This is a genomic window from Allobosea sp. Root381 (genome assembly GCF_001429395.1).
Taxonomy (GTDB): Bacteria; Pseudomonadota; Alphaproteobacteria; order Rhizobiales; family Beijerinckiaceae; genus Allobosea.
Window position 1 is genome coordinate 62,384 of the sequence record NZ_LMJT01000002.1, and the last position, 23,425, is coordinate 85,808.

Below are 23,425 nucleotides of genomic sequence, written 5' to 3' on the forward strand. Positions count from 1 at the left end.
TTCTCTTCGCGAGCGATGCGAGACGGACGAAGGCCATGGCAGCCGAGCCGGATCAACCCGAGAGGATCGACTCGACATTCCGCAGCGGGTCGCTGACGGCGGTCGGCATCATTCTCGGCTTCTCGCTGACCTTCCTCAGTCGCTGGGCCGCCAATCCGAATGAATGGAGCCGCATCGACATCGTCCCGCTGGCCCTGCTGGGCACCGGCATCGGCATACAGCTCAAGGCGTTCTCCAACCTCATGAGCCGGCATTCGTTGCTCGCAAGCCATTACGACCGCACGCGACGGCTCTTCATGATCGGCCTCGTCGTGCTGACGCTCGGCATCGCGGCGGCGCTTGTGAACGATGTCCTCGGCCTCAGCCGGCAGAACATGTTCGGCTGAACTCCGTCGCGCCTATGCCTCTTTCGACCCGGCGCAAGCCGGCGCTCGGTGCTTGTTGCCAGAACGGCGAATGATACACTGTCCCGCCAAGCCCTGTCCGGAGCGAGCCTGACGTGACGCGCCCGTTGCGGGATGCCCCGCAATTCTATCTGACGTCCCCGACCGCGTGCCCCTACCTGCCCGGGCGCGAGGAACGCAAGGTCTTCACCCATCTCGTCGGCGCCAGAGCGCGCGACCTGAACGACGTACTCAGCCAGGGCGGCTTCCGGCGCTCGCAGAGCATCGCCTATCGGCCGGCCTGCGAGACCTGCCGGGCCTGCATCTCGGTCCGCGTCGTCGTCGACGATTTCCGGCCGTCGCGCGGCTTCAGGAAGGTGCTGTCGCACAACAGCGACCTGATCGGCGAGACGCTGCCGCCGCGGCCGCGATCCGAGCACTATTCGCTGTTCCGCTCCTATCTCGACGAACGCCACCCCGATGGCGGCATGGCGACGATGTCGGCGCTGGATTTCGCGATGATGATCGAGGACAGCCATGTCGAGACCTCGCTGATCGAGTACCGCCGGCGCGGGCCCGACAGCGCCTTCACCGGCCGCGGCCAGGGCGACCTCTTCGCCATGGCGCTGACCGACACGCTCAGTGACGGTCTTTCGATGGTCTATTCGGTGTTCGATCCGGCGCTGGAGGCGCGCTCGCTCGGCACCTTCATGGTGCTCGACCATATCGAGCGGGCGCGGAAGCTGCGCCTGCCTTACGTCTATCTCGGCTACTGGGTCGAGGGCTCGCCCAAGATGGCCTACAAGGAGCGCTTCCTGCCGCAGGAGCGCCTGCTCTCCCACGGCTGGGAGCGCGTCGGCTAGACCGCACACGGCGATCAATCGAGCCCGAATCCCCGCGCCGTCATTCGGGGCGCAACCCCGGATCCGGCCTCTGGCCGGCCCAAGGACGGGCTCCGTGGAGACCCGGAACCAATCGGAGGCCATTGAGCTCTATGATGGATTCCGGACCGGTGCGCCGGCGCGGCTTGTCCGGAATGAGGACGAGGGTGATGGCAGGCAATCGGGGAGACTTGAGAAGCGCTCGATCCATTTGCGGCCAGTTCCCCGGGATCAGGGCGGGCGCTTTCAAACGGACTCCAAGCGACTGTTAACGCTGCCGGACCGGCGACCTCCGGTCCGTAACCGGCAACAGGTTTTGTTCATACCAATCCGTGAGAATGATTGCATGGCGGCAATGCCGTCCACATTGATCACGGCTTCGCGCAAGCCCGGCCAATGACGAGAGAGGCTTGAGAGGGGCGTCATGCTGCACTCATTGTTCAAACTCGCCGCGGAAACGTCCTCGGACGCAAGGCGGCGGCTGCTCCATGCCGTCACGGATCTGTTCTTCTACGATCCGGAGCCCACCGGTATGTCGAAGCATCATTACGGCGAGATCGCGCTGCGTGCGCTCCCACATCTCGATGCCGAGGCGCGCCAGGGTTATGCCGACGAGGTCGCGGCCGAGCCGAACCTGCCGCGCAGCGTCGCCAACGCGCTGGCCGGCGACGCCGAGAGCACGGTCGCGCGCCTGGTGTTGCGGCTGTCGCCCGTCCTCACCGATCGCGACCTCGCCGCGATCGCGCTGAACCAGTCGCAGGACCATCTCTCCGCCATCGCCGAACGCGTCCGGATTTCGGAGAGCGTCACCGACATCCTGGTCGAGCGCGGCGACAACGGCGTGCTCAAGACCGTCGGCGGCAACGAGGGCGCCGAGTTCTCCGAGGAGGGCTTCGACCTCCTGCTGCAGCGCGGCCGCAAGGACACCGCGATTCCGCGGACCGTCGCCATCCGTTCCGATCTCAGCGAGGGCCGCGCCGAGCGCGTCATGCGCATGCTGGCCGAACTCGGTGCGGATGACGACCTCGAATTGCGGCCGGCCAACGAGGCGGCCTCCATCGCGCGGCTGGCCCGCAAGCAGCGGCTCGAGGTGAACCGCCTTGCAAAGGACATCAAGGAGAAGACCCGGGCGATCGACGACGTCCTGATCATGCTCGCCGAAGAGGATCGCGCCTACCATCTCGCCCAGATCATCGCGAAGGCCTCGAATATCGGCACCGAGCAGGCGCTGCGGGCGCTGCTGCGGCGCGATGTCAGCGGCATCGCCCTGGCCTGCCGCGCGCTGGACGTCGGCTTCCCGGCCTTCGCCGCGATCCTCGGCCTGCGCGCACGGCGCCTGATGTTCGCCGACAAGGATATCGAGGAGAATCTGCGCCACTATGCGCAGATCGACATGACGGCGGCCGAGCGCGGCATGCGCTTCATCCGCATGAAGGCCAAGGTCGCCTGAAGCGGGCGGCTGCGCCCAGACACCACAACGCCATGCGCCTGACGATCGGTTTCGGAGAGCATCCGCACCATCAAGGCCCGGGCAAGCCCCATCCCCTACCGCTGTGCCCAACCGCCTGGAACGCCTGATGTTCAGCTCTTTGACCCGGATGCCTGCGGATATGTCGTCGGATTCGCGCCGGCAGCTTCTCAACGCCGTCACCGACCTGTTCCTGCTCGACGAAGCGCCGAGCGATGCGTCGCAGGCGCATTACGGCGATATCGCGCTGCGTTCCCTGCCCAATCTCGAGGCAGCCGACCGCAAGGACTATGCCGACCGGGTCGCGACCACGCCGGCGCTGCCGCGCGAAGTCGCCGTCAGCCTGGCCTCGGACGCCGACTCCGATGTCGCACGGCTCGTTCTTAAGCTCTCGCCGGTGCTCACCGACACCGATCTCGCAGCCATCGCGGTCAGCCAGTCGCAACGCCATCTCGCGGCCATCGCGGAGCGCGCGCGGCTGTCCGAGATCGTCACGGATATTCTGGTCGAGCGCGGCGATCGCGAGGTCCTGCACACTGTCAGCGCCAATGACGGCGCCACCCTGTCCGAAAAGGGCTTCGACCGGCTGATCGAGCGGGGCGGAAACGACAGTGGCATCGGCCTCGCGCTCTCGGCACGCGCCGATCTGACACCGGCCCGGGCGGAGCGCGTGATGCGCATCGTCGAGCAGCTCAGCGACGAGGGCGGGCTCTGGTCCAAGGCCGGCAGCGAGGCCGTGACGCTGGCCCGGCAGGCGCGCCATCAGCGGCTGGAGGTCAAGCTGCTCCTGGCGGAGCTCGCCGCCGGGACACGGGAGCTGGACGAGATCGTCACGATGCTTGCCGAAGAGGACCGCGCCTTCCATCTGGCGCAGGTCATCGCGCAGGCGGCCGATCTCGGCACGGACCAGGCGCTGCGGGTGCTGATGCAGCGCGACGCCAGCGGCATCGCCGTGGCCTGCCGGGCGCTCGGCATCGGCAGCGCTGCCTTCGAGGCCGTGCTGACGCTGCGCGCCAGGCGCATGCTCTTCGCCAAGGAGGCCACCAAGGACGATCTGCGCAACTACGCGGCGCTCGACCCGGCCATGGCAGAGCGCACGATGCGCTTCCTTAAGGTCAAGTCCAGGCTCGCCTGAGGACCCGACCCGCCACAAATCCGCGACATTCGCTCGCCCTGATGCTAGGCTGGCGGCGACGGCGGCACGTGCTTGATCGGCACGCGCCCGCGATGAGGATGGCTATCGACGTGAGATTCCCGCTTCTTTCCGGTGCTCTCTGCGCGGCTACTCTGTATGCCGGCGACGCGCGCGCCCAGGCCTTCCTGCCCTTCACCGGCTTCGGGACACTGCCTTCCTTCGCCTGGGCCGAGCCGACGCTTTCGCCCGGCGGGGTCAAGTGGGAAGGCTCCTATGCCCGGATCTCCACGGGCTTCCAGGTATCCAGCTCCAGGAACATGCGTACCAGCGCCGGCCCGACCTTCGGGCTGGAGGCCGGGACGATGCGCCAGGAGGGCAACTTCGTCTATGGCGTCGTCGGCGCGCTCGAATATGCGCCCGGCATGGGCGGCTACGGCACGCCGGGCTTCGGTCAGATGGCCTATACGCGCGACTTCGCCGGCGCCTTCCAGATCAAGGCCGGCGTGCTCGTGACGCCGGACGTGCTGGTCTATGGCAAGGTCGGCATGGTCGCGGCCAACGAAACCTGGCGCTTCGGTGCCTCGCCCTGGTCGCGCCCGTTCTCGCGCAGCGACATCCGTGTCCGCCCAGAAGCGCGGGCGGGCGTCGAATGGGCGGTGACCAACAATCTGACGCTCGGGATGGAAGTCGGCTTCGCCGGCGAGCCGATCCGCTGAGAGCCTGATTCAAGCGGCTGCGGAACTGATTCCGCAACCGCGTATAAACTTCTGATAAACCAAGATATTTCCTGGAAGAGCTCCGCGCCCTACCCGCCGAACCTGTTGTTCTTCGGGAAGCCCTTGGGCGGCAGGCGGCCGGCTTCGCCGCGATGGCCGAGCCACTCCATCAGTTCGCCCTGGGCGACCGTCCAGGTGCGGCCGGAGGTATCGAGCCAGGTCAGGCCGTCGGCGAGCTTGAAGGTCTTGGCGTCGGAGACGCTGCCGTCCTTGTAGCGCTGCAGGCGCACGCCCTTGCCGCGGCCCATCTCGGCCACTTCCGAGATCGGGAAGCAATTGAGCTTGCGGTTCTGGCCGATGATCGCGACGTGGTCGCCCTCGGCCGGCGCCGCCAGCAAGGCCTCGACCGGGGCCGTCACGTTCAGCACCTGGCGGCCCTTGCGGGTGTTGGCGACAACATCGTCGCTCGGTGCGACGAAGCCGCGCCCGTCGCTCGTCACCATCAGCAGCTTGCTGCCGGGCTTGTAGGCGAAGGCCGAGACGATCTCGGAGGTCTCCTCCAGCTCGATCATCAGCCGGATCGGATCGCCGAAGCCGCGGCCGCCCGGGAGCTTCGAAGCCTCCAGCGTGAAGACCTTGCCGTTCGAGGCCAGCACCAGGACCTTGGCGGTGGTCTCGGTGAAGAACGCCGTCTTCAGCGAGTCGTCGCCCTTGAAGGTCAGCGAGGACTGGTCCTGGACATGGCCCTTGAGCGCCCTGATCCAGCCCTTCTTCGAAATGACCACCGTGACCGGCTCGCGCTCGACCATCGCCTGCGTCAGGTCGATATCGGTGGTGTCGGGCATGTCGGCGAAGCCGGTGCGACGCTTGCCGATCGCGGTATCGGGGCCGAAGAGCTTCTTCACCTCGCGGATGTCGTGCTGGATCAGCTTCCACTGCACCGGTTCGGACGCCAGCAGTTCCTCGATCTGGCCCTTTTCCGTGGTCAGCTCGTCGAGCTCGGTCTTGAGCTGCATCTCCTCGAGCTTGCGCAGCGCGCGCAGGCGGGTGTCGAGGATGGCGTTGGCCTGGATCTCGCTCAGCTCGAAGACGCGCATCAGCTCGATCTTCGGCTCGTCCTCCTCGCGGATGATCTTGATGACGCGATCGAGGTAGAGATAGACGATCAGCAGGCCGCGCAGGATCTCGAGCCGCTTCTCGATCTGGCCGAGCCGGAAGCGCGAGCGGCGCAGAAGCACCTCGCGGCGATGATCGAGCCAGGCGCGAAGCGCCTCGTTCAGGCCGAGCACGCGCGGCACGAGGCCGCCGGTCAGCACGTTCATGTTCATCGAGATGCGCGATTCCAGCTCGGTCAGCCGGAACAGCGACTCCATCATCAGCGCCGGGTCGACGTTGCGGGCGCGCGGCTCGATGACGATGCGGATGTCCTCGGCCGACTCGTCGCGGATGTCGGCGACCAGCGGCAACTTCTTCTCGTTGAGGAGTTCGGCGATCTTCTCGATCAGCCGCCCCTTCTGGACCATGTAGGGGATTTCGGTGACGACGACCTGCCAGGTGCCGCGCCCGAGATCCTCCGCGGCCCAGCGCGCGCGGGTGCGGAAGGCGCCGCGGCCGGTGCGGTAGGTCTCGGCCATCGAGGCCCGGCTCTCGACGATAATGCCGCCGGTCGGGAAATCCGGGCCCTGGACGAAGGTCATCAGCTGCTCGGAGGGCGTCTCCGGGTGCTGGATCAGGTAGAGCGCCGCGTCGCAGAGTTCGGCCGCGTTGTGCGGGGGGATCGAGGTCGCCATGCCGACCGCGATGCCCTGCGAGCCGTTGGCGAGCAGGTTCGGGAAGGCGGCCGGGAGCACGATCGGCTCCTCGTCCTCGCCATTATAGGTCTCGCGGAAATCGACCGCGTCCTCGTCGATGCCGTCGAGCAAGAGGCGCGCGACCTCGGTCATGCGCGCTTCGGTGTAGCGGTAGGCGGCCGCGTTATCGCCGTCGATATTGCCGAAATTGCCCTGCCCGTCGACGAGCGGATAGCGTTGGGCGAAATCCTGCGCGAGCCGCACCAGCGCGTCGTAGACCGACTGGTCGCCATGCGGGTGGAACTTGCCGATGACGTCGCCGACGATGCGGGCGCATTTCTTGTGAACCTGGCCCGGATCGAGCCTGAGCAGCCGCATCGCATGGAGGATGCGGCGGTGGACGGGCTTCAGCCCGTCGCGCGCATCCGGCAGGGCGCGATGCATGATGGTGGACAGCGCATAGGCGAGGTAGCGCTCCTCGAGCGCCGACTTCAGGTCGATGCGCTCGGATTCGTCCTCCGGCGGCGGATCGACCGGCTTTCCCATGGCTCGCTCACCTCTGCTGCGATTGCTGCCGCGCCTCTATCGCACGCCGCGAATCGCCGGGCTAGACCAACGCCCGTAATGTACCGATCTATCCCCTTGTTTGGGCATCGGATTCGCCTGAAAACTGCATACCACTTTCCGGCTCCGTGCACCGGAAGATGGCGGGCGAGGTTCAGGCGCGCGATCGCCCGGCGCGCGGTCGGGAGGGAGAGCGGCATGACGGGCCATGACCACAGCACCGATCACGGCGTCTGCGCCCTGACCGGAAAGCCCCTGCCCCGGCGCGAGCTGGTGCACCTCGATGCTCTGCGCCCGGCGCTGGCGGACGCGATCCGGCAGGACCATCCCGAGCTTCCGCCGCACGCCCTCGTCGCGCTCGACCAGATCGCCCAGTACCGCCTGCGCTATGTCAACGCGCTGCTCCAGAGCGAGCGCGGCGAGCTCGGCGCGCTCGACCGCGAGGTGGCGGAGAGCCTCGCCCGCTCGGAGCTGATCACCAGCAACACCGACGACGAGATGGACCGGGAGCGAACCTTCGGACAGCGGCTCGCCGACCATGTTGCGACCTTCGGCGGCAGCTGGGCCTTCCTGATCTCCTTCGGCCTGATCATCGTCGTCTGGATGACGATCAACCAGATCGGCGCTACCGGCTTCGACCCCTACCCCTTCATCCTGCTGAACCTCGCCCTCTCCTGCCTCGCCGCCGTCCAGGCGCCGGTGATCATGATGAGCCAGCAGCGGCAGGAGGCGAAGGACCGAGCCCGCTCCCGCAACGACTATCAGGTGAACCTCAAGGCGGAGCTCGAGATCCGGCACCTGCACGAGAAGATGGACCACCTCGTCAACCGGCAATGGCAGCGGCTGGCCGAAATCCAGGAGGTTCAGATCGAGCTGTTGCAGGAGCTGCGCAGCGCTCAGGCCTCTTCCGACGGCGTCGCGCGGGCCGCCAACTCGACCAGCCGGGCCCGCTCCGAGGGTTCGGACAGTCCGCGCGGCTCGAAGACGTGACGGCGCAGGAAATGGCCGGTCAGCGCGAAGCCGGCGAGGAGATCGGCCGCGGTCGGCCGGCGCGCGCCCTGCCCCTCGCTCAGGAAGGGCGGCAGCGCCAATAGCCGGTCGCGCCAGGGCTCGGCCGCCTTACGGCCCACCGCCTTGCCGGATTTCGGCGAGACATGGGTCAGTTCGTCGGGCGAGCCGGTGACCGCGCAGCGGGTGAGATCGAGCCCGAAGCCGAGCTCGCCCAGCATCGCGACCTCGAAGCGTATCACCAGTGCCGGCGCCAGCGCAGGCTCGTCGATATGCTCGATCAGCACGGCAAACGCCTCATGCAGGCCGGGATGCGGGTCGCGCTCCGGCAGCAGCCGCAGCAGGGCCGAAACGGTTGCCAAGCCGTAGAGCGCGAAGGGCGAGGCGATCAGCCGCGCGGCATGGGAGGCGAGCAGTTCGATGCGAAACGCGCCCAGATGCTCTTCCAACCGGGCGTTCCAGTGCACGGCGACCAGATTCCCCGGCTGCAGCACCGGCTGGCTCCGCAACGAGCGACCACCGCGAACGAGACCGAGGTGGCGCCCATGCGCGCGCGTCATCACCTCCAGCACCACGGCGCTCTCGCCCTGAGGCCGGGCGCCGATAACAAAACCCTCGTCGCGCCATTCCATCGCTCGGGCTTATCGCGTCGCAGGGCGCGGTTCCAGCGCCACGCCGCTTCGGGCTAAGGTAACCGCATGCCTGTGCCTGCCTTCGTCAGAATCACCATCGCCGCCGCGTCGCTCACGCTGGCCGCATGCTCGGAGGCCGGCACCCAGAACATCCAGTCCGACCTGACGATCTTCGTCGGCGGCGACATGCTGGCGAAGGGCGGCGTGGTCTTCATCCACCCGCTTCCGGTTTCCGAGGAACGCTGGCGGGAGATCAGGGAGGCTGAGAACCGGACTTTGCAGCCGCCTGAAGGACTGGCGCCGATCGCTGATGACGGCAAGCGGCTGACCACCACGATCACCGGCCAGGCCGTCCACGTCCAGTTTCTCTATCCCCGGGGCGAGCGCCGCTACATGTTCCGGTTCCGCCCGGTGCCCGAGGCGGGCGACGCCGCGGCGGTCGGCACCCGTCTCCTCACCGTCGGCGGCATCGATTCCGCTACTGGCCTGGGACCGGCGATGGCGTTCGGGTTCGTCGGCCTGCACGACGTCGGCGACCAGACGATCCAGGTGGCGCGGGGCGACACCGACCACTTCATCGCGCGAGCCCTCGTCGGCGCGGTCGGGGGATATGGCCAGCCGCTGGAGAAGCCAAGCTGCGAGATGGGCAGCGCCGTGGCGGTCTGCGGCTATGACGAAGCGCAATGGGCGCGCATCGCGCAGCGCTGGGAGGAAGAGCACCGCAAGGGCGAGTGGGAGCGACGACGCTTCAAGGCGCTCGATGCCTGCTATCGCGGCGCCGAGCGACAGGGCCGCACCGGCGGACATTGCCATCTGCAGGGCTCCGACGGCGAGGAACCGATCGTCTACGAGTATCGCGACAAGGCCGGCTGAGCGGCCTACCCCACCACCCGCTCCACCCGGCTTATCACCCGCTTCTCGCGCAATTCGCTGATGATCGCGCTGAGATGCTTCAGGTCCCAGACCGTCAGGTCGATGGTCATGTTGGTGAAGTCGGGATTGGGGCGGTGCATCGCGACCGCGTCGATGTTGCCGTCATGCTCGGCGATCGTCGTGGTGATCTGGGCCAGCGAGCCGGGCTCGTTGATCGAGTGGAGCGAAATGCGCGCCGGGAAGCGCTGCGGCGTCCTGACATCGAGGTCCCAGCGCACGTCGAGCCAGCGCTCCGGCTCGTTGTCGAAGGCGGCGAGCGCGGAGGACTGGATCGGATAGATCGTCACGCCCTCGCCCGGCGTCAGGATGCCGACGATACGGTCCCCCGGCACCGCGCCGCCATTGGGGGCAAAGCGCACCGGCAGGTCGCCGCCGAGGCCGCGGATCGGGATCGCGTCGGTACCCGGATCCTCGCCCGGCAGCTTGAACTTGAGGTTCTCGCCCTGGCGCAGCTCGAACCAGCCCTTGCCTTCGCCAGCCGGGGCGGGACCGGATCTCTGCTCCTGCGCAGCGCGCTTCTCGGGTTCGAGATCGGGATAGACCGCCTTGACGACGTCGCCCGAATACATCTCGCCGCGGCCGACCGCAGCCAGCACGTCGTCGACGGTGGTACGGGCCAGCCGCTTCAGCGCCGCCTTCAGCTTCTCGTCCGAGAAGGGGCGCTCGGCGCGGCTGAAGGCGCGCTCGAGGATCTGGCGACCAAGCCCGGAATATTGGCGGCGGACGGCGGCGCGCGTCGCACGCCGGATCGCGGCGCGGGCCTTGCCGGTGACGACGAGCGATTCCCAGGCGGCCGGCGGCGTCTGCCCCTCGGCGCGGGTGATCTCGACCTCGTCGCCATTGGTGAGTTCGGTCAGCAGCGGCGCGATTCGGCCGTTGATCTTGGCGCCGACGGCGCTGTTGCCGACATTGGTGTGGATCGCATAGGCGAAGTCGATCGGCGTCGCGCCGCGCGGCAGGGCGATGAGCCGGCCCTTCGGCGTGAAGCAGAAGACCTGATCGTGGAAGAGTTCGAGCTTGGTGTGCTCGAGGAATTCCTCCGGGCTGTCGCCTTCGGCCAGCAGGTCGACGGTGCGGCGCAGCCACTGATAGGCCCGGCTTTCATCAGCGTATTGCGCAAGCTCGGTGGTGCGGCCGTCCTTGTAATGGGCGTGGGCGGCGATGCCGAATTCGGCAATGCGGTCCATGGTGTCGGTGCGGATCTGCAGCTCGACGCGGCTGTGGCCCGGCCCGACCACGGTCGTATGGATCGAGCGGTAGTCGTTCTGCTTCGGCGTCGAGATGTAGTCCTTGTAGCGGCCGGGAACCATCGGCCAGGTCATGTGGACGATGCCGAGCACGCGGTAGCAATCCTCCGGCGTGTCGAGGATGACGCGGAAGCCGAAGATGTCGGAGAGCTGCTCGAACGAGATGGATTTGCGCTCCATCTTCTTCCAGATCGAATAAGGCCGCTTGCGGCGACCGAAGACCTCGGCATGGATGCCGCTCGCGGCGAGCTTGTCCTTCAAATCCTTTTCGATCGCGCCAATGACGGAGCCTTCGCGCTCGGTGACCTCTTCCAGCCGTTTGGTGACGGTGGCGTGCGCCTCAGGCTTGATGTGGCGGAAGGCGAGTTCTTCCAGTTCCTCGCGCAGTTCCTGCATGCCCATGCGGCCGGCGAGCGGCGCATAGATCTCCGCCGTCTCCTCGGCGATGCGCAGGCGCTTCTCGGGCGCCATGAAATGCAGCGTGCGCATGTTGTGCAGGCGGTCGGCCAGCTTCACCAGCAGCACGCGGACATCGTCGACGATGGCGAGCAGGAGCTTGCGGAAGTTTTCGCCCTGCGCCGCCTTCTTGGAGACGAGGTCGAGCTTCTTGATCTTGGTGAGACCGTCGACCAGGCGCCGGATATCCGGCCCGAACAGGTTCTCGATCTCCTCGAGCGTCGCCTCGGTGTCCTCGACGGTATCGTGCAGGACGGCTGCCACGATCGTGGCGTCGTCGAGCTTGAGGTCGGTCAGGAGGGCCGCGACTTCGAGCGGATGGGCGAAGAACAGGTCGCCGGAGGCGCGCTTCTGCGTGCCATGGGCGCGCATGGCATAGACATAGGCCCGGTTGAGCAGGTCCTCGTCGGTATTCGGATTATAGCTGCGAACCCGGTCGACGAGTTCGTATTGCCGCATCATACCCATGCGGGCCCCTGTCACGCCTTAGATCACGTCGCATTCGGACGGCTTTCGTCCGAATGCGGAAAACATGATCGATTCTAAGAGTTTAAAGCATTGCTTCTGCGAAAAACCGGTTCCCACTTTTTCGCGCAATGCTCTTGGTTAAATCGAAAGCCCGCCGCATCGCCCTGCGAAAGGCCGAAAACCGCCCTTTCGCGCAACGCTCCATCCCGAGCGCTTTCAATATTGGCGCGGCACGAAGCGGCAGCAAGGCGAATTTACGCGGAGCGGGCATGAAAAAGCCCGGCTGTGCCGGGCTTTAACAGAACTGGTGAAGAGAGCGTGGAGGCTCAGTCCTCGTCGTCGGCGCTCTCGGTCGGCGGCACGAGGCCGTCGAGGCCGCGCAGCAGATCCTCTTCGCTCATGCGGTCGAACTGGACCTCCGAATCGGGGGTCGAAGCGCTCTGGCCGGGGGCAGCGAGCAGCGGCACGGTCTCGGCCTCCGGCTCGTCGACCTCGACATGCTTCTGCAGCGAGTGGATCAGGTCTTCCTTGAGATCCTCGGGCTTGAGCTTCTCGTCGGCGATCTCGCGCAGCGCGACGACGGGGTTCTTGTCGTTGTCGCGGGCGACGAGGATGGACGAGCCCGACTGGATCATCCGCGCGCGATGGCTGGCAAGCAGAACCAGCTCAAAGCGGTTGTCGACCTTGTCGATGCAGTCCTCAACGGTGACGCGAGCCATGGGGCGGCTCCTTCTGATCTCGGCGATGCAGGGAAGATGTTGAATGCGGGCCATACAGCGAATGCGGGCGTGATGCAAGAATTAGCGTGCAGCTTCGGAGGCGCTGCGAATGGAGTCGATGACCCCGAATCGTCATCGCGGCCGTAGCGAAGTGGAGAGCCGGAATCCATTCCGGAACGGTCGGGCATGGATCCCGGGCCTCCCTTCGGTCGCCCGGGATGACCCGCGTCAGGAAACCACCCGCCTTTACCTTGGCTTCAAAAGCTCTTCGTCGTCGCCTATCACGTCACCCGCGCATGCGGCGGACCATGTCTTCGAGGCCGGGCTCGCGGCGCCCTTCGACGCCGACCGCGACGTCCATCGCCGGCAGCTCGTGCGGGGCGAGCTCGGCGAAGCGCATGCGCATCGTCGTCGCGACGCCCTGGCCGAACGCGATCGCCTCGCGATTGCCGACCGAGGACAGGAATTTCAGCGTGCTGGCCGAGGCGTCGGAGATCGCCGCCCGGATGATCTGCTGGTCGACGTCGTTGGCGAGCCGCATGGCGAAGATCGTCGAGCATTGCGACAGGATCGTCGGGTCGAGCTCGCCCGGGCGCTGCGTCACCACGCCGAGATAGGCGCCGTATTTGCGGCCCTCCTTGGCGATGCGGGCGATGGCCTGGCGGGTCGGCAGGAAGCCGAGCGTCCGGTCGGCCGGCACGTAGCGATGCGCCTCCTCGCAGAGCAGCAGGATCTCGTAGGTGCCCTGACTCGACATGGCGAGATCGAAGGCGAGCCGCGCCAATACGGAAGCGACCGCATCGACCACCTCCGACGGCAGCCCGCCGAGCTGGAAGACCGTGATCGGCCGGCCGTGATGCGGGATGCGGAAGATCTGCGCCAGCACCGGCGTCATCGTCTCCATCATGTTGGCGCGGGCGAACATGAACTGGTAGCGCGGATCGTCGTGCAGCGTCTCGATGCGCACCTTGAGCGAACGCAGCGCGGCGCGGGGCCAGCGCAGCTCGTGCAGGCCGACCAGCTCGTCGATGATGGCGAGCACGTCCTTGATCCGGTAGGGCGTCGGCATGTCGGTGGCGCCGCCGCTTTCCGCCCGGCGGCCGATGCTCATGTCGAGCGGGCGCTTCAGCAGGCTGGAGCCGAGTTCGCGCATCGGGTTCTGCTGACCGCCGGCGCGGTAACGCTCGCGAGCGGCCGCGACGACCTCGCGCAGGATGTCGCCCTCCTCCTCGAAGGCCGCCCGCCCACGGAAGACGACCTCGGCGAACTCCTCCAGCCGGAACATCCAGAACGGCAGGTCGAGCCCTTCCGAATCGATCGACAAGGCGCGGTCGGGAAAGGCCGAGGCATATTCGTTATGCGGATCGAGGATCAGCACACGCAGCCGCGGGCGGGCGACGATGGCCCGGCGCAGCAGCAGCGAGACCGCGCTCGACTTGCCGACGCCGGTGGTGCCGAGCAGGGCGAAATGGCGCGCCAGCATGTCGTCGATGCAGATCGTCGCCGGAATGGCGGCATCCTGCGACAGGGTGCCGATGGCGACGCCCTTGCGGTCGCCGAGGTCATGCACGAGGGCGAGATCACCCGCCCGGATGCGGTGTGCGATGGTGCCGATCGGCGGATAGGTCGAGATGCCGCTCTGGAAATGGCTGCGCCCGCCCTCGCCCTCGGTCACCTCGCCGAGCAGCTCGACATCGATATGGATGACGTTGTCGGCTGCCTCGTTCCAGATCCGATCGGCGGCGTTGATCTCGTAGACCAGCCCGACGATGCGGGTGCGGCCGAGATTGATCGAGATCATCCGGCCGACGGTCCAGGAGTCGGGGCCGAGCCGGCCGGCGCCGGCGACCGCGCTCGCGATCGTCGCGCGCGACCCGTCGCAGGCGATGACCCGCCCCAGCGAGCGTTCCGGATCCTGGCTGCGGTCGCGCCGCTCGGGCACCGCCTCGCCCGCCGCCGTCCCTGCGTTCACAGCAAGCTGCACCACTGCGCCCCGCTTCTCGTTTCTGGCTTCGCGGCAAGAAGACTAGGGCGGAGCCGGTTACGATTGCCTTATGCGCGCGGCCATCACGAATCGTGACCTCGCCCATGACAATCCGTGCCTTGAGCCGATGCGGGATTTTCGTCTATCCACGGGATGGGTTCGGGGAGAATTGATCCATGGCTGGCCGGCTGCGACTGGGTGTGAACATCGACCATGTCGCGACGGTGCGGAACGCCCGCGGCGGCTCCCTGCCCTGCCCGGTGCGGGCCGCCCATCTCGCCATCGCGGCCGGTGCCGACGGCATCACGGCACATCTGCGCGAAGACCGCCGCCATATCCGCGACGGCGACGTGGAGCGCCTCGCGACCGAACTGACGAAGCCGCTGAATTTCGAGATGGCCTCGACCGAGGAGATGCTGATGCTGGCCGAGCGGCTGAAGCCGCATGCGGCCTGCCTCGTGCCCGAGAAGCGCGAGGAGCGCACCACCGAGGGCGGACTCGACGTGGTCGGCCAGGAAGCGGCGCTGGCGCCGGTGATCGCGCGGCTCGCAACGGCTGGCTGCCGGGTCTCGTTGTTCATCGAGGCCGACGCCGCGCCGATCCGGATGGCGGCGAAGCTTGGCGCGCCGGTAGTGGAACTGCACACCGGCACGTGGTGCGAGGCCTTCCTCGCCGGGGAGCATGACAAGGCGCAGGCCGAGTTCAGGCGTCTCGCCGAGGGCGCAGCGCTTGGCGTCTCGCTGGGGCTCGAGGTCCATGCCGGCCACGGGCTCGACTACGACACCGCCCGATTGCTCGCGGCCGTACCGGAATTCGTCGAGTTCAATATCGGCCATTTCCTGGTCGGCGAGGCGATCTTCATCGGCCTCGACGCGACCATCGCGCGAATGCGGCAGGCGATGGACGAGGGCCGCGCGGGCGCTTAGATCAGAGGCATGATCCTCGGCATCGGCTCCGACCTCTGCGACATCGACCGCATCGCGAACTCGCTGGAGCGGTTCGGCGAGCGCTTCACCCACCGCGTCTTCACCGAAGGCGAACGCATCAAATCCGACCGACGCGCGACGCGGGCGGCTTCCTATGCGCGGCGTTTCGCGGCGAAGGAGGCCTGCTCCAAGGCGCTCGGCACGGGGCTTCGCGCCGGCGTGTTCTGGCGCGACATGGAGGTGGTCAACCTGCCGAGCGGCCGCCCGACCATGCGGCTGACGGGCGGCGCGGCCGAGCGGCTGAAGGAAATGACGCCGCCGGGCTTCGAGGCCGTGGTGCATGTCTCGATGACCGACGACCCGCCGATGGCGCAGGCCTTCGTCGTGATCGAGGCGCGGGCGGTCTCCTGATCGGTGGAGACCTTGTGCCCGGCAGGTTGGCCGGAAATTCCCTCAGCCCTCATCCTGAGGAGCAGCGGAGGCTGCGTCTCGAAGGATGGGTCCAGGAGGCTCCGGAGACGGCTGGAGCATCCTTCGAGACAGCCCCCTTCGGGCTTCCTCAGGATGAGGGCTCAAGACGAGTTGAAAGCTGCATAAAGGGGCATATGGCATGGCGCATTCCCTCCCACCTCAGGAAGCCGCGATCCGCGCCGGCTTTTTGAGCCAGGCCTCGTCCTGCCGCCTGCTCGGCTCGCCCTTCACGGCGCTGTTCTGCGAGACGATGTCTGAACGCCTCGACCGTGGTTCCGCCTTCGGCCGGCGCGTGCTGGACTGGTCCGGCGATCAGCGCGCCGATGCGCTGCCCCTGCGCTGCGCCGGAGCCTTCAACGCGCTGGCGCGGTCCGGGCGCGTCCCGGCGCTGACGGCCGTCTATCCGCCCGTCGAGCCCTCGGCTGACGCACTCTGGAGCGGCGTGCTGGCCGCGCTCGCCGCCGATGACGCCTTCCTGACCGCCTATCTCGACAGCGCGCCGCAGACCAACGAGGTCAAGCGTTGCTCGGCGCTGCTCGGCGGCGCGCTAATGGTCGCGCGCGAAACCGGACTGGCGCTCGACCTTCTCGAGATCGGAGCCAGCGCCGGACTCAATCTCGGCTTCGACGGCTACGCCTATGAGCTCGGGGGCAGCGTCTGGGGCGCTCCGAACGCCCCGGTCACAATTCGCAGCGCGTGGCGCGGCCCGCTGCCGCCGCTCGATGCGCCGCTATCGATCGCGGCGCGCCGGGCCTGCGACCTCAACCCGCTCGACCCCGGCAACCCCGAGCATCGCGGGCGCGTGATGTCCTATATCTGGCCGGACCAAAGCGACCGCATCGCCACGACGGAAGCGGCCTTCGACGCATCAGCCGCGAAACCCTGGCGGGTGGAGCAGGCCGATGCCGCGGACTGGGTCGAGGCCCGGCTCAGCCAGCAGCAGCCGAAGGGCAGCGCGCGGCTGCTGATGCACACGATCATGTGGCAATACCTGCCGCAGCCGGTCCAGCGTCGCATCAGCGAGGCCATGGCACAGGCCGGCGCGGCGGCCACGCGCGAGGCACCGCTCGCCTGGCTCCGAATGGAGGCGGACGGCCAGTCCGGCAGCGCCGCCCTCACCCTGACGCTCTGGCCGGATGGCGGCGAGCGCGAAGTCGCGCGCGCCGATTTTCACGGCCGCTGGGTCGAATGGCGCTGACGCCCAGACGTCTCACTCGGCCGGTGCGGTCCCGACGATGGAGCCGCGCGGCTCCTCGCTGAGCCAGCGATAGACGATGCCGCCGAGCGCGCCGCCGATCACGGGCGCGATCCAGAACAGCCAGAGCTGGTTCAGTGCCCAGCCGCCGACGAAGAGCGCCGGCCCCGTGCTGCGCGCCGGATTGACCGAGGTGTTGGTCACCGGAATGCTGACGAGGTGGATCAGGCAGAGACCCAGCCCGATCGCCAGCGGAGCGAAGCCGGCCGGCGCCTTGCCGTGGGTCGCGCCCATGATGATGAAGAGGAACATCATCGTCATCACGACTTCGGTAAGGAAGCCGGCGAAGAGGCTGTACTTGCCGGGCGAGTGATCGCCATAGCCGTTCGAGGCGAAGCCCTTGGCAAGGTCGAAGCCGGGCGCGCCACTGGCGATGAGATAGAGCACGCCGGCCGCTACGACCGCACCGATGACCTGCGCCACGATGTAGGGCAGGATCTGCGAGGACGGAAAACGTCCACCCGCCGCCAGGCCGACGGTCACGGCCGGGTTGAGATGGCAGCCCGAGATATGGCCGATGGCATAGGCCATCGTCACGACCGTGAGACCGAAGGCGAGCGAGACGCCGAGCAGGCCGATTCCGACATCCGGGAAACCGGCTGCAATGACCGCGCTGCCGCAGCCCGCGAAGGTCAGCCAGAAGGTGCCGACCGCCTCCGCTACGTATTTCTTGCCATTCATGATCGTCCCCCTGGTTACCAAGGGTCAATCGTGCGCCTCGACCGGGGCGTGGTCAATTGCCGCAACTTGCCGGTGATCCGGCCGCTACGCGTCCGGGGGCGCAGGGGCGCTCGCACCACGTTGTATGCCCGGCAACATTCCGCTAGACCGCGCGCTGGACCATTGTCCCAGGAGCGCCCGCGTGGCCAACGACGTCGAGACCAACAACAAGGCCAGCAAGGACGAGGGGGGGATCGTCGAGACGATCAAGGTCGTCGTCCAGGCGCTGCTGATCGCGCTGGTGATCCGCACCCTGCTGTTCCAGCCCTTCAATATCCCCTCGGGCTCGCTGATCCCGACGCTGCTGATCGGCGACTACCTCTTCGTCTCGAAGTACACCTACGGCTATTCGAAGCACTCGATCCCGTTCAGCCCGCCGCTGTTCTCCGGCCGCGTCTGGGCGGCCGAGCCGAAGCGCGGCGATATCGCCGTGTTCAAGCTGCCGACCGACAACTCGACCGACTACATCAAGCGCGTCATTGGCCTGCCGGGCGAGCGCATCCAGATGATCGACGGCGTCCTGCACATCAACAACCAGCCGGTGAAGCGCGAGCGCATCGCCGATTTCGTCACCACCGACAGCTGGGGCCGCAGCGCCCCCGCCATCCGCTACCGCGAGACGCTGCCCAACGGCACCTCGCACGAGATCATCGAGCGCGAGGGCGACACCGGCAGCTTCGACAACACCCCGGTCTTCACCGTGCCGGCCGGCCATTTCTTCATGATGGGCGACAACCGCGACAACTCGCTGGATTCGCGCGACCGCAGCGTCGGCTTCGTGCCGTTCGAGAATTTCGTCGGCCGGGCCGAGATCATCTTCTTCTCGATCGAGGACGGCGCCTCGGCCTGGAAGATCTGGGAATGGCCCTGGACGGTTCGCTGGAACCGTCTTTTCAGCGCGATCAAGTGAGCAAGATCTGCAAGTGAGCAAGATCCGCAAGTGAGCAAGGCTGGCGACAACGGGCGCAAGGCGCCGGAGACCTCCCGCCTGCAAGCGACGCTGGGGCATGTCTTCACCGACCAGAGCCTGCTCGCGACCGCCCTCACCCATATGAGCGCCGAGGGGTCGCGGCTGCAGAGCTACCAGCGGCTGGAATTCCTCGGCGACCGCGTGCTGGGCCTGAGCGTCGCCGACATGCTGTTCGAGCGCTATCCCCAGGCCGAGGAAGGCGACCTCTCGCGGCGCCTGGCCGATCTCGTGCGCAAGGAGACCTGCGCGGAGGTGGCGATCGCCTGGAATCTCGGCTCCTTCATGCGGCTCGGCGAAGGCGAGATCCTCGGCGGCGCGCGCAAGAACAAGGCGATCCTGGCCGATGCCTGCGAGGCGATCATCGGTGCAGTGTTCATCGACGGCGGCTATCCGGCCGCCCGCGCCCTGATCGAGCGCGCCTTCGGCGAGCGCATGCTGAAGCCGGTCCGGCCGCTGCGCGACGCCAAGACAGCCCTGCAGGAATGGGCCCAGGGCCAGGGCTACCAGACACCGACCTATAGCGAGCGCGGCCGCTCGGGACCGGACCATGCGCCGGTCTTCCGGGTCGCCGCACGCATCAACGGCCTCGCCGACGCCGAGGCGCAGGGCACCTCGAAGCGGCTGGCCGAACAGGCCGCGGCCGAAGCCTTCCTGCGGCGCGAAGGCCTGTGGAGCGAAACGATGGAGGGCGACCATGGCTGAGGCCGAGAAGGGCGCGGATGCGCTCGCGCCCACGCGCTGCGGCTTCGTCGCGCTGATCGGCGCGCCCAATGCCGGCAAGTCGACGCTGCTCAACCAGCTCGTCGGCGCCAAGGTGTCGATCGTCTCGCGCAAGGTCCAGACCACGCGCACCCAGGTGCGCGGCATCGCGCTGTCGGGCGCGGCGCAGGTGATCTTCGTCGACACGCCCGGCATCTTCGCGCCGAAGCGCCGGCTCGACCGCGCCATGGTGACGAGCGCCTGGGGCGGCGCCACAGATGCCGACCTGATCGGCGTGCTGATCGATGTCGAGCGCTTCGACAACGAGGAGAACGCCCGCCTGCTCGAGAAGCTCTCCGAGCTGAAGCAGCCGAAGTTCCTGATCCTCAACAAGATCGACACGGTCGCGAAGGAGAAGCTGCTCGATATCACCACCAAGGTGAACGCGCAGGGGAATTTCGAGCAGACCTTCATGATCGCGGCGCTGACCGGCTACGGCGTCAAGGACATCATGACCTGGCTGGAAACCCGCCTGCCACTGGGTCCCTGGCTCTACCCGGAAGACCAGATCTCGGACGCGCCGCTGCGCTTCCTGGCAGCCGAAATCACGCGCGAAAAAATCTTCGAGCGGCTCCATGACGAGCTGCCCTATCGCTCGACCGTCGAGACCGAGAGCTGGCAGCAGCGGCCGGACGGTTCGGTCCGGATCGAGCAGACGATCTATGTGGAGCGCGAAGGCCAGCGCAAGATCGTGCTCGGCGAAGGCGGGCAGACGATCAAGGCGATCGGGCAGAAGGCCCGTGTCGAGATCGCGGACGCCGCCGAGGCGAAGGTGCACCTCTTCCTTTTCGTGAAGGTGCGCGAGAACTGGAGCGACGATCCGGAGCGCTATCGCGAGATGGGGCTGGAGTTCCCCAAGGGCTGAAGCGCGCGACCGGGAGGTTCGAGACGATGCGGACCGAGAAAGACAAGATGCTGGCCGGCGAGCTCTATCGCGCCGACAGCCCGGAGCTCATCGCCGATAATCGCCGCATCGGCATCTGGATGGAACGCTACAACGCGACGACCGCTGCGCCGGAGCAGCGGCTGCCGCTGATGCGCGAGATCTTCCGCCAGGTCGGTCGGGACGTGAACATCCGCCCGCCCTTCCATTGCGACTACGGCTACAACATCAGCCTCGGCGACGGCGTCTTCCTGAATTTCAACTGCGTCATCCTCGATGTGGTGCAGGTGACGATCGGCGACTTCACGCAGATCGGCCCGGGTGTCCAGATCCTGACCGCCGACCATCCGCGCGACCCGGCCGAGCGGGCGCAGATGCTGGAGTTCGGGCGGCCCGTCACGATCGGCCGCAATGTCTGGATCGGCGGCGGAGCGATGATCCTGCCGGGCGTCACCATCGGGGACGATGCGATCATCGGTGCCGGCAGCGTGGTCACGCGCGATGTCCCGGCCGGAAGGACCGCCGTCGGAAACCCGGCCCGCCTGCGCGGCTGACCGCCGGACGGCTCGCGCCTGTTGAGCAATCCGCCTTGCCGTCCCCAAGGCCTTGCCAGAGCCGCCGATTGGCAGCAAACACGCCCGCGGTTCCGTGACAATTGCGAGGCGCGCCCATGACAGACAACGAGGTCCTTTCCGAATTCCGCGATGCTGGCGCGCTGCTCGAAGGGCATTTCATCCTGTCCTCGGGCCGGCGCAGCGCCGTCTTCCTGCAGAAGATGTTCGTCTTCCAGGACCCGGTGCGGACGGAGCGGCTGTGCAAGGCCCTCGCCGCCAAGATCGAAGCCCGCTTCGGCAAGATCGACTATGTCGTCTCGCCGGCGGTCGGCGGCATCGTGCCGGGCTACGAGACGGCCCGCCATCTCGGCGCCAAGGCGGTCTTCGTCGAGCGCGAGGGCGGCAGCTTCAAGCTGCGCCGCGGCTTCACGCTGCCCGCCGGCGCGCGCTGCGTCATCGTCGAGGACATCATCACGACGGGGCTTTCGCTGCGCGAATGCCGTGATTCCGTGAAGGCTGAGCCCGGCACCATCCTCGGCGCGGCCTGCCTGATCGATCGTTCCGCCGGCCGGGCCGAACTCGGCATGGAGCTCGTCAGCCTGATGCAGTACGACGTGCCGGATTATGCGGCCGACGACCTGCCACCCGAGCTCGCAGCCATTCCCGCGATCAAGCCGGGAAGCCGCGGCCTGAGCGCCTGACGGCCGAGACGGCCCCGCGTCATTCCGGAGCTTCGCGTCGGCGACGAGCCCGGAATGACGGCACCGTAGAGCGAGCGGGCCTCCGCTCGCGAAGAATTGTGAGCGCAAAGCCGGATCCGGCCATGCTTCGCCCGCGTTATCTGATCATTCTATCGATTCAAGGCGTTTTATTTTCGGAGTATTTGCCATGGCGGCCGACCCGCGCATCGCGCTTTTCATTGACGGCGCCAATCTTTATGCGACCTCCAAGCAGCTCGGCTTCGACATGGACTACCGCCGGCTGCTGCGCGAGTTCCAGGGGCACGGCAACCTGATCCGGGCCTTCTATTTCACCACTTTGGTCGAGAGCGAGGAATACTCCTCGATCCGCCCGCTGGTCGACTGGCTCGACTACAACGGCTACCGCGTCATCACCAAGGCCGCGAAGGAATTCACCGACGCGACCGGACGCCGGCGGGTGAAGGGCAACATGGACATCGAGCTCGCGATCGAGATGCTCGAGCTCGCCCCCCATCTCGACCAGATCTACCTGTTCTCCGGCGATGGCGATTTCCGGCCGCTGGTCGAGGCCGTGCAACGCAAGGGCGTCAAGGTCTGCGTCGTCTCGACGATCTCGACCAACCCGCCGATGGTCTCCGACGAACTGCGCCGCCAATGCGACGAGTTCGTCGATCTCGCCCAGCTGATGCAGAAGATCGGGCGCGACCCCGCCGAGCGGCAGGCCCGCGGCCCGGGAGCTCCGGGGACGCCGGGCAATCCCGCACTGGAACGGCGCTACGGCATCCGCCAGGGCGACGAGACGGTCGAAGGCTGAGGCAGCCGATCAGGCCGGGACATAGGTCAGCCTGACGACGCCCTCGCCGACAGGATCGCTCGCGACATGGCGGAGCGGCGGCCGCGGGCCGGCGAAGAAGGGCGTTCCGCGCCCGAGAACGACGGGGTGGAAGTACAGCCGGTACTCGTCGATCAGGCCGAGCTCGGCCAGAGATTGCGCCAGCCGCGGCCCTGCGATGGCGATTTCCCCCTCGAGTTCTGCCCTCAATCCACGCACCACGCCCTCGACATCATCCGCGACGAGCGTGGCGTTGTGGCCGACCGCGTCCAGCGAGCGCGAGACGACCCATTTCGGCTGGCGGCGCCATGCCAGCGCGAACTCGCGCCGCTCGGCATCCCAGGCGGGATCGTCCTCGTCCCAGTAGCGCATGAGCTCATAGATGTGCCGGCCGTAGATGCTGCCGGCGAGGCCGCGCACATGCTCGATCCAGTGTCGAAAGAGCGCGGGGCCCGGCGCAAACTCCATATGATCGACATAACCGTCGAGCGACAGATTCATTCCGAAGACGAGCTTTGCCAAACCGCCGAGCCTCCATCCCTGCCACTCGCCTCAGATTAGACTCTGCAATGGCTGCACGGAAGCGAGGGCAGGCAGGGTCGCCAATGACGTTCCTTCCGCACCGAAAGCCCCGTCCGGCCTGAGGCCGCGGGGTTTTCCGGCCTTGAGCGTATCCGAGGGGATGCGCGGGGCGAGATGGCGTCGCAGTCGACGGCTGCGTGCCGATGTCGATGTCGATGTCTGTGTCGAAGCAGCGTCAAAGGCCGCCGCCCCGCCCCGCACGCAGGTCTTTGATGCCGCCAGATCGCCTTCTGGTTATCCGCGCCCCGGGTCGCGCAGCCTGACTCACCTGCGCGATGGCGATCTGCGCCTCCGCCATCCTCGCGCCCGCAACGGCCGAGGACGACGAAACCCGCAAACCCCGCCCGGCCGCACGATGCCTCGCGACAGCCCCCTTGGTCGGGCGGAG

Annotated in this window: 23 protein-coding genes; 16 read left to right on the top strand and 7 right to left on the bottom strand. The window is 67.3% G+C overall.

Going from position 1 to position 23,425, the window contains the following annotated elements; all coding sequences use genetic code 11:
* The first annotated feature begins 35 nt into the window (after positions 1–35).
* The 5 genes from ASE63_RS03900 (at position 36) to ASE63_RS03920 (ending at position 4,583) form a co-directional block, all read left to right on the top strand.
* Positions 36–386 carry a hypothetical protein gene (locus ASE63_RS03900; RefSeq protein ID WP_056796880.1) on the top strand — a complete coding sequence of 117 codons (351 nt, stop codon included), beginning with the start codon at positions 36–38 and terminating at the stop codon, positions 384–386.
* A 113-nt stretch (positions 387–499) separates the two neighbouring features.
* The gene (locus tag ASE63_RS03905) at positions 500–1,246 is read left to right on the top strand and encodes an arginyltransferase (protein ID WP_056796884.1); all 747 of its coding nucleotides are present in this window, start codon (positions 500–502) and stop codon (positions 1,244–1,246) included.
* Positions 1,247–1,688: 442 nt separating this feature from the next.
* Positions 1,689–2,714: a DUF2336 domain-containing protein gene (locus ASE63_RS03910; protein ID WP_056796888.1), complete on the top strand. Its 1,026-nt coding sequence runs from the start codon at positions 1,689–1,691 to the stop codon at positions 2,712–2,714.
* Positions 2,715–2,874: 160 nt separating this feature from the next.
* On the top strand, positions 2,875–3,867 hold the full coding sequence (locus ASE63_RS03915) for a DUF2336 domain-containing protein (protein WP_056796892.1): 993 nt from the start codon (positions 2,875–2,877) through the stop codon (positions 3,865–3,867).
* 110 nt (positions 3,868–3,977) lie between these two features.
* Positions 3,978–4,583, top strand: coding sequence for a hypothetical protein (locus ASE63_RS03920; protein ID WP_162261714.1), 606 nt, complete (start codon positions 3,978–3,980; stop codon positions 4,581–4,583).
* A gap of 89 nt (positions 4,584–4,672) precedes the next feature.
* Here ASE63_RS03920 and parC read toward each other — a convergent pair whose 3' ends face one another.
* Positions 4,673–6,919, bottom strand: coding sequence for a DNA topoisomerase IV subunit A (parC, locus tag ASE63_RS03925; protein ID WP_056796897.1), 2,247 nt, complete (start codon positions 6,917–6,919; stop codon positions 4,673–4,675).
* A 216-nt stretch (positions 6,920–7,135) separates the two neighbouring features.
* On the opposite strand from parC, the gene ASE63_RS03930 reads away from it, so the two are divergent.
* A complete protein-coding gene (locus tag ASE63_RS03930) occupies positions 7,136–7,927 on the top strand; it encodes a DUF1003 domain-containing protein (protein ID WP_082609643.1) in 792 nt (263 codons plus the stop codon).
* Here the strand turns inward: ASE63_RS03930 and recO are convergent.
* Positions 7,834–8,577, bottom strand: coding sequence for a DNA repair protein RecO (gene recO, locus ASE63_RS03935; RefSeq protein ID WP_056796900.1), 744 nt, complete (start codon positions 8,575–8,577; stop codon positions 7,834–7,836). The two genes, ASE63_RS03930 and recO, sit on opposite strands and share 94 nt — an antisense overlap.
* A 66-nt stretch (positions 8,578–8,643) precedes the next feature.
* Between recO and ASE63_RS03940 the strand changes: the two genes are divergently transcribed.
* Positions 8,644–9,450: a hypothetical protein gene (locus tag ASE63_RS03940; RefSeq protein WP_056796903.1), complete on the top strand. Its 807-nt coding sequence runs from the start codon at positions 8,644–8,646 to the stop codon at positions 9,448–9,450.
* A gap of 5 nt (positions 9,451–9,455) precedes the next feature.
* Here the strand turns inward: ASE63_RS03940 and ASE63_RS03945 are convergent, their stop codons facing one another.
* The 3 genes from ASE63_RS03945 to ASE63_RS03955 form a co-directional block, all read right to left on the bottom strand.
* Positions 9,456–11,675: a bifunctional (p)ppGpp synthetase/guanosine-3',5'-bis(diphosphate) 3'-pyrophosphohydrolase gene (locus tag ASE63_RS03945; protein ID WP_056796906.1), complete on the bottom strand. Its 2,220-nt coding sequence runs from the start codon at positions 11,673–11,675 to the stop codon at positions 9,456–9,458.
* A 332-nt stretch (positions 11,676–12,007) separates the two neighbouring features.
* The gene (rpoZ, locus tag ASE63_RS03950) at positions 12,008–12,400 is read right to left on the bottom strand and encodes a DNA-directed RNA polymerase subunit omega (RefSeq protein WP_056796908.1); all 393 of its coding nucleotides are present in this window, start codon (positions 12,398–12,400) and stop codon (positions 12,008–12,010) included.
* Between the two features lie 286 nt (positions 12,401–12,686).
* A complete protein-coding gene (locus tag ASE63_RS03955; protein ID WP_056796910.1) occupies positions 12,687–14,387 on the bottom strand; it encodes an ATP-binding protein in 1,701 nt (566 codons plus the stop codon).
* Between the two features lie 173 nt (positions 14,388–14,560).
* Here ASE63_RS03955 and ASE63_RS03960 point away from each other — a divergent pair, with 173 nt between their 5' ends.
* The 3 genes from ASE63_RS03960 to ASE63_RS03970 all read left to right on the top strand — a co-directional run bounded on the left by ASE63_RS03960 (position 14,561) and on the right by ASE63_RS03970 (position 16,979).
* Positions 14,561–15,310 carry a pyridoxine 5'-phosphate synthase gene (locus ASE63_RS03960; protein ID WP_056796913.1) on the top strand — a complete coding sequence of 250 codons (750 nt, stop codon included), beginning with the start codon at positions 14,561–14,563 and terminating at the stop codon, positions 15,308–15,310.
* 9 nt (positions 15,311–15,319) lie between these two features.
* Positions 15,320–15,721 (top strand): holo-ACP synthase, encoded by a 402-nt coding sequence (acpS, locus tag ASE63_RS03965; protein ID WP_056796916.1) that lies wholly within the window; start codon positions 15,320–15,322, stop codon positions 15,719–15,721.
* A 199-nt stretch (positions 15,722–15,920) separates the two neighbouring features.
* Positions 15,921–16,979, top strand: a complete 1,059-nt coding sequence (locus ASE63_RS03970; RefSeq protein WP_056796918.1) for a DUF2332 family protein — start codon at positions 15,921–15,923, stop codon at positions 16,977–16,979.
* Between the two features lie 12 nt (positions 16,980–16,991).
* Here the strand turns inward: ASE63_RS03970 and aqpZ are convergent, their stop codons facing one another.
* Entirely contained in the window at positions 16,992–17,717 is a 726-nt protein-coding gene (aqpZ, locus tag ASE63_RS03975) for an aquaporin Z (RefSeq protein ID WP_056796922.1), read from the bottom strand.
* Between the two features lie 181 nt (positions 17,718–17,898).
* Between aqpZ and lepB the strand changes: the two genes are divergently transcribed.
* The 6 genes from lepB (at position 17,899) to ASE63_RS04005 (ending at position 22,437) form a co-directional block, all read left to right on the top strand.
* Entirely contained in the window at positions 17,899–18,666 is a 768-nt protein-coding gene (lepB, locus tag ASE63_RS03980) for a signal peptidase I (protein ID WP_056796925.1), read from the top strand.
* 30 nt (positions 18,667–18,696) lie between these two features.
* Positions 18,697–19,428: a ribonuclease III gene (gene rnc / locus ASE63_RS03985; RefSeq protein WP_056796926.1), complete on the top strand. Its 732-nt coding sequence runs from the start codon at positions 18,697–18,699 to the stop codon at positions 19,426–19,428.
* Positions 19,421–20,350: a GTPase Era gene (gene era, locus ASE63_RS03990; protein WP_056796928.1), complete on the top strand. Its 930-nt coding sequence runs from the start codon at positions 19,421–19,423 to the stop codon at positions 20,348–20,350. Before rnc ends, era begins: the two co-directional genes overlap by 8 nt.
* 26 nt (positions 20,351–20,376) lie before the next feature.
* A complete protein-coding gene (locus ASE63_RS03995; RefSeq protein WP_056796931.1) occupies positions 20,377–20,922 on the top strand; it encodes a sugar O-acetyltransferase in 546 nt (181 codons plus the stop codon).
* A 116-nt stretch (positions 20,923–21,038) separates the two neighbouring features.
* Positions 21,039–21,623 (top strand): orotate phosphoribosyltransferase, encoded by a 585-nt coding sequence (gene pyrE / locus ASE63_RS04000; RefSeq protein WP_056796935.1) that lies wholly within the window; start codon positions 21,039–21,041, stop codon positions 21,621–21,623.
* Between the two features lie 187 nt (positions 21,624–21,810).
* Positions 21,811–22,437, top strand: coding sequence for an NYN domain-containing protein (locus ASE63_RS04005; RefSeq protein WP_056796938.1), 627 nt, complete (start codon positions 21,811–21,813; stop codon positions 22,435–22,437).
* A gap of 9 nt (positions 22,438–22,446) precedes the next feature.
* Here ASE63_RS04005 and ASE63_RS04010 read toward each other — a convergent pair whose 3' ends face one another.
* Positions 22,447–22,977, bottom strand: coding sequence for a dihydrofolate reductase family protein (locus ASE63_RS04010; RefSeq protein WP_056796941.1), 531 nt, complete (start codon positions 22,975–22,977; stop codon positions 22,447–22,449).
* Between the last annotated feature and the right edge of the window lie 448 nt (positions 22,978–23,425).

Bases quoted from the DNA above. Each gene is read 5' to 3' on its own strand.
- ASE63_RS03900 (WP_056796880.1), top strand. From the start codon at position 36: ATGGCAGCCGAGCCGGATCAACCCGAGAGGATCGACTCGACATTCCGC.
- ASE63_RS03910 (WP_056796888.1), top strand. From the start codon at position 1,689: ATGCTGCACTCATTGTTCAAACTCGCCGCGGAAACGTCCTCGGACGCA.
- ASE63_RS03915 (WP_056796892.1), top strand. From the start codon at position 2,875: ATGTCGTCGGATTCGCGCCGGCAGCTTCTCAACGCCGTCACCGACCTG.
- parC (WP_056796897.1), bottom strand. From the start codon at position 6,919: ATGGGAAAGCCGGTCGATCCGCCGCCGGAGGACGAATCCGAGCGCATC.
- ASE63_RS03930 (WP_082609643.1), top strand. From the start codon at position 7,136: ATGACGGGCCATGACCACAGCACCGATCACGGCGTCTGCGCCCTGACC.
- recO (WP_056796900.1), bottom strand. From the start codon at position 8,577: ATGGAATGGCGCGACGAGGGTTTTGTTATCGGCGCCCGGCCTCAGGGC.
- ASE63_RS03940 (WP_056796903.1), top strand. From the start codon at position 8,644: ATGCCTGTGCCTGCCTTCGTCAGAATCACCATCGCCGCCGCGTCGCTC.
- ASE63_RS03945 (WP_056796906.1), bottom strand. From the start codon at position 11,675: ATGATGCGGCAATACGAACTCGTCGACCGGGTTCGCAGCTATAATCCG.
- rpoZ (WP_056796908.1), bottom strand. From the start codon at position 12,400: ATGGCTCGCGTCACCGTTGAGGACTGCATCGACAAGGTCGACAACCGC.
- ASE63_RS03960 (WP_056796913.1), top strand. From the start codon at position 14,561: ATGGCTGGCCGGCTGCGACTGGGTGTGAACATCGACCATGTCGCGACG.
- acpS (WP_056796916.1), top strand. From the start codon at position 15,320: ATGATCCTCGGCATCGGCTCCGACCTCTGCGACATCGACCGCATCGCG.
- ASE63_RS03970 (WP_056796918.1), top strand. From the start codon at position 15,921: ATGGCGCATTCCCTCCCACCTCAGGAAGCCGCGATCCGCGCCGGCTTT.
- aqpZ (WP_056796922.1), bottom strand. From the start codon at position 17,717: ATGAATGGCAAGAAATACGTAGCGGAGGCGGTCGGCACCTTCTGGCTG.
- era (WP_056796928.1), top strand. From the start codon at position 19,421: ATGGCTGAGGCCGAGAAGGGCGCGGATGCGCTCGCGCCCACGCGCTGC.
- ASE63_RS03995 (WP_056796931.1), top strand. From the start codon at position 20,377: ATGCGGACCGAGAAAGACAAGATGCTGGCCGGCGAGCTCTATCGCGCC.
- pyrE (WP_056796935.1), top strand. From the start codon at position 21,039: ATGACAGACAACGAGGTCCTTTCCGAATTCCGCGATGCTGGCGCGCTG.
- ASE63_RS04005 (WP_056796938.1), top strand. From the start codon at position 21,811: ATGGCGGCCGACCCGCGCATCGCGCTTTTCATTGACGGCGCCAATCTT.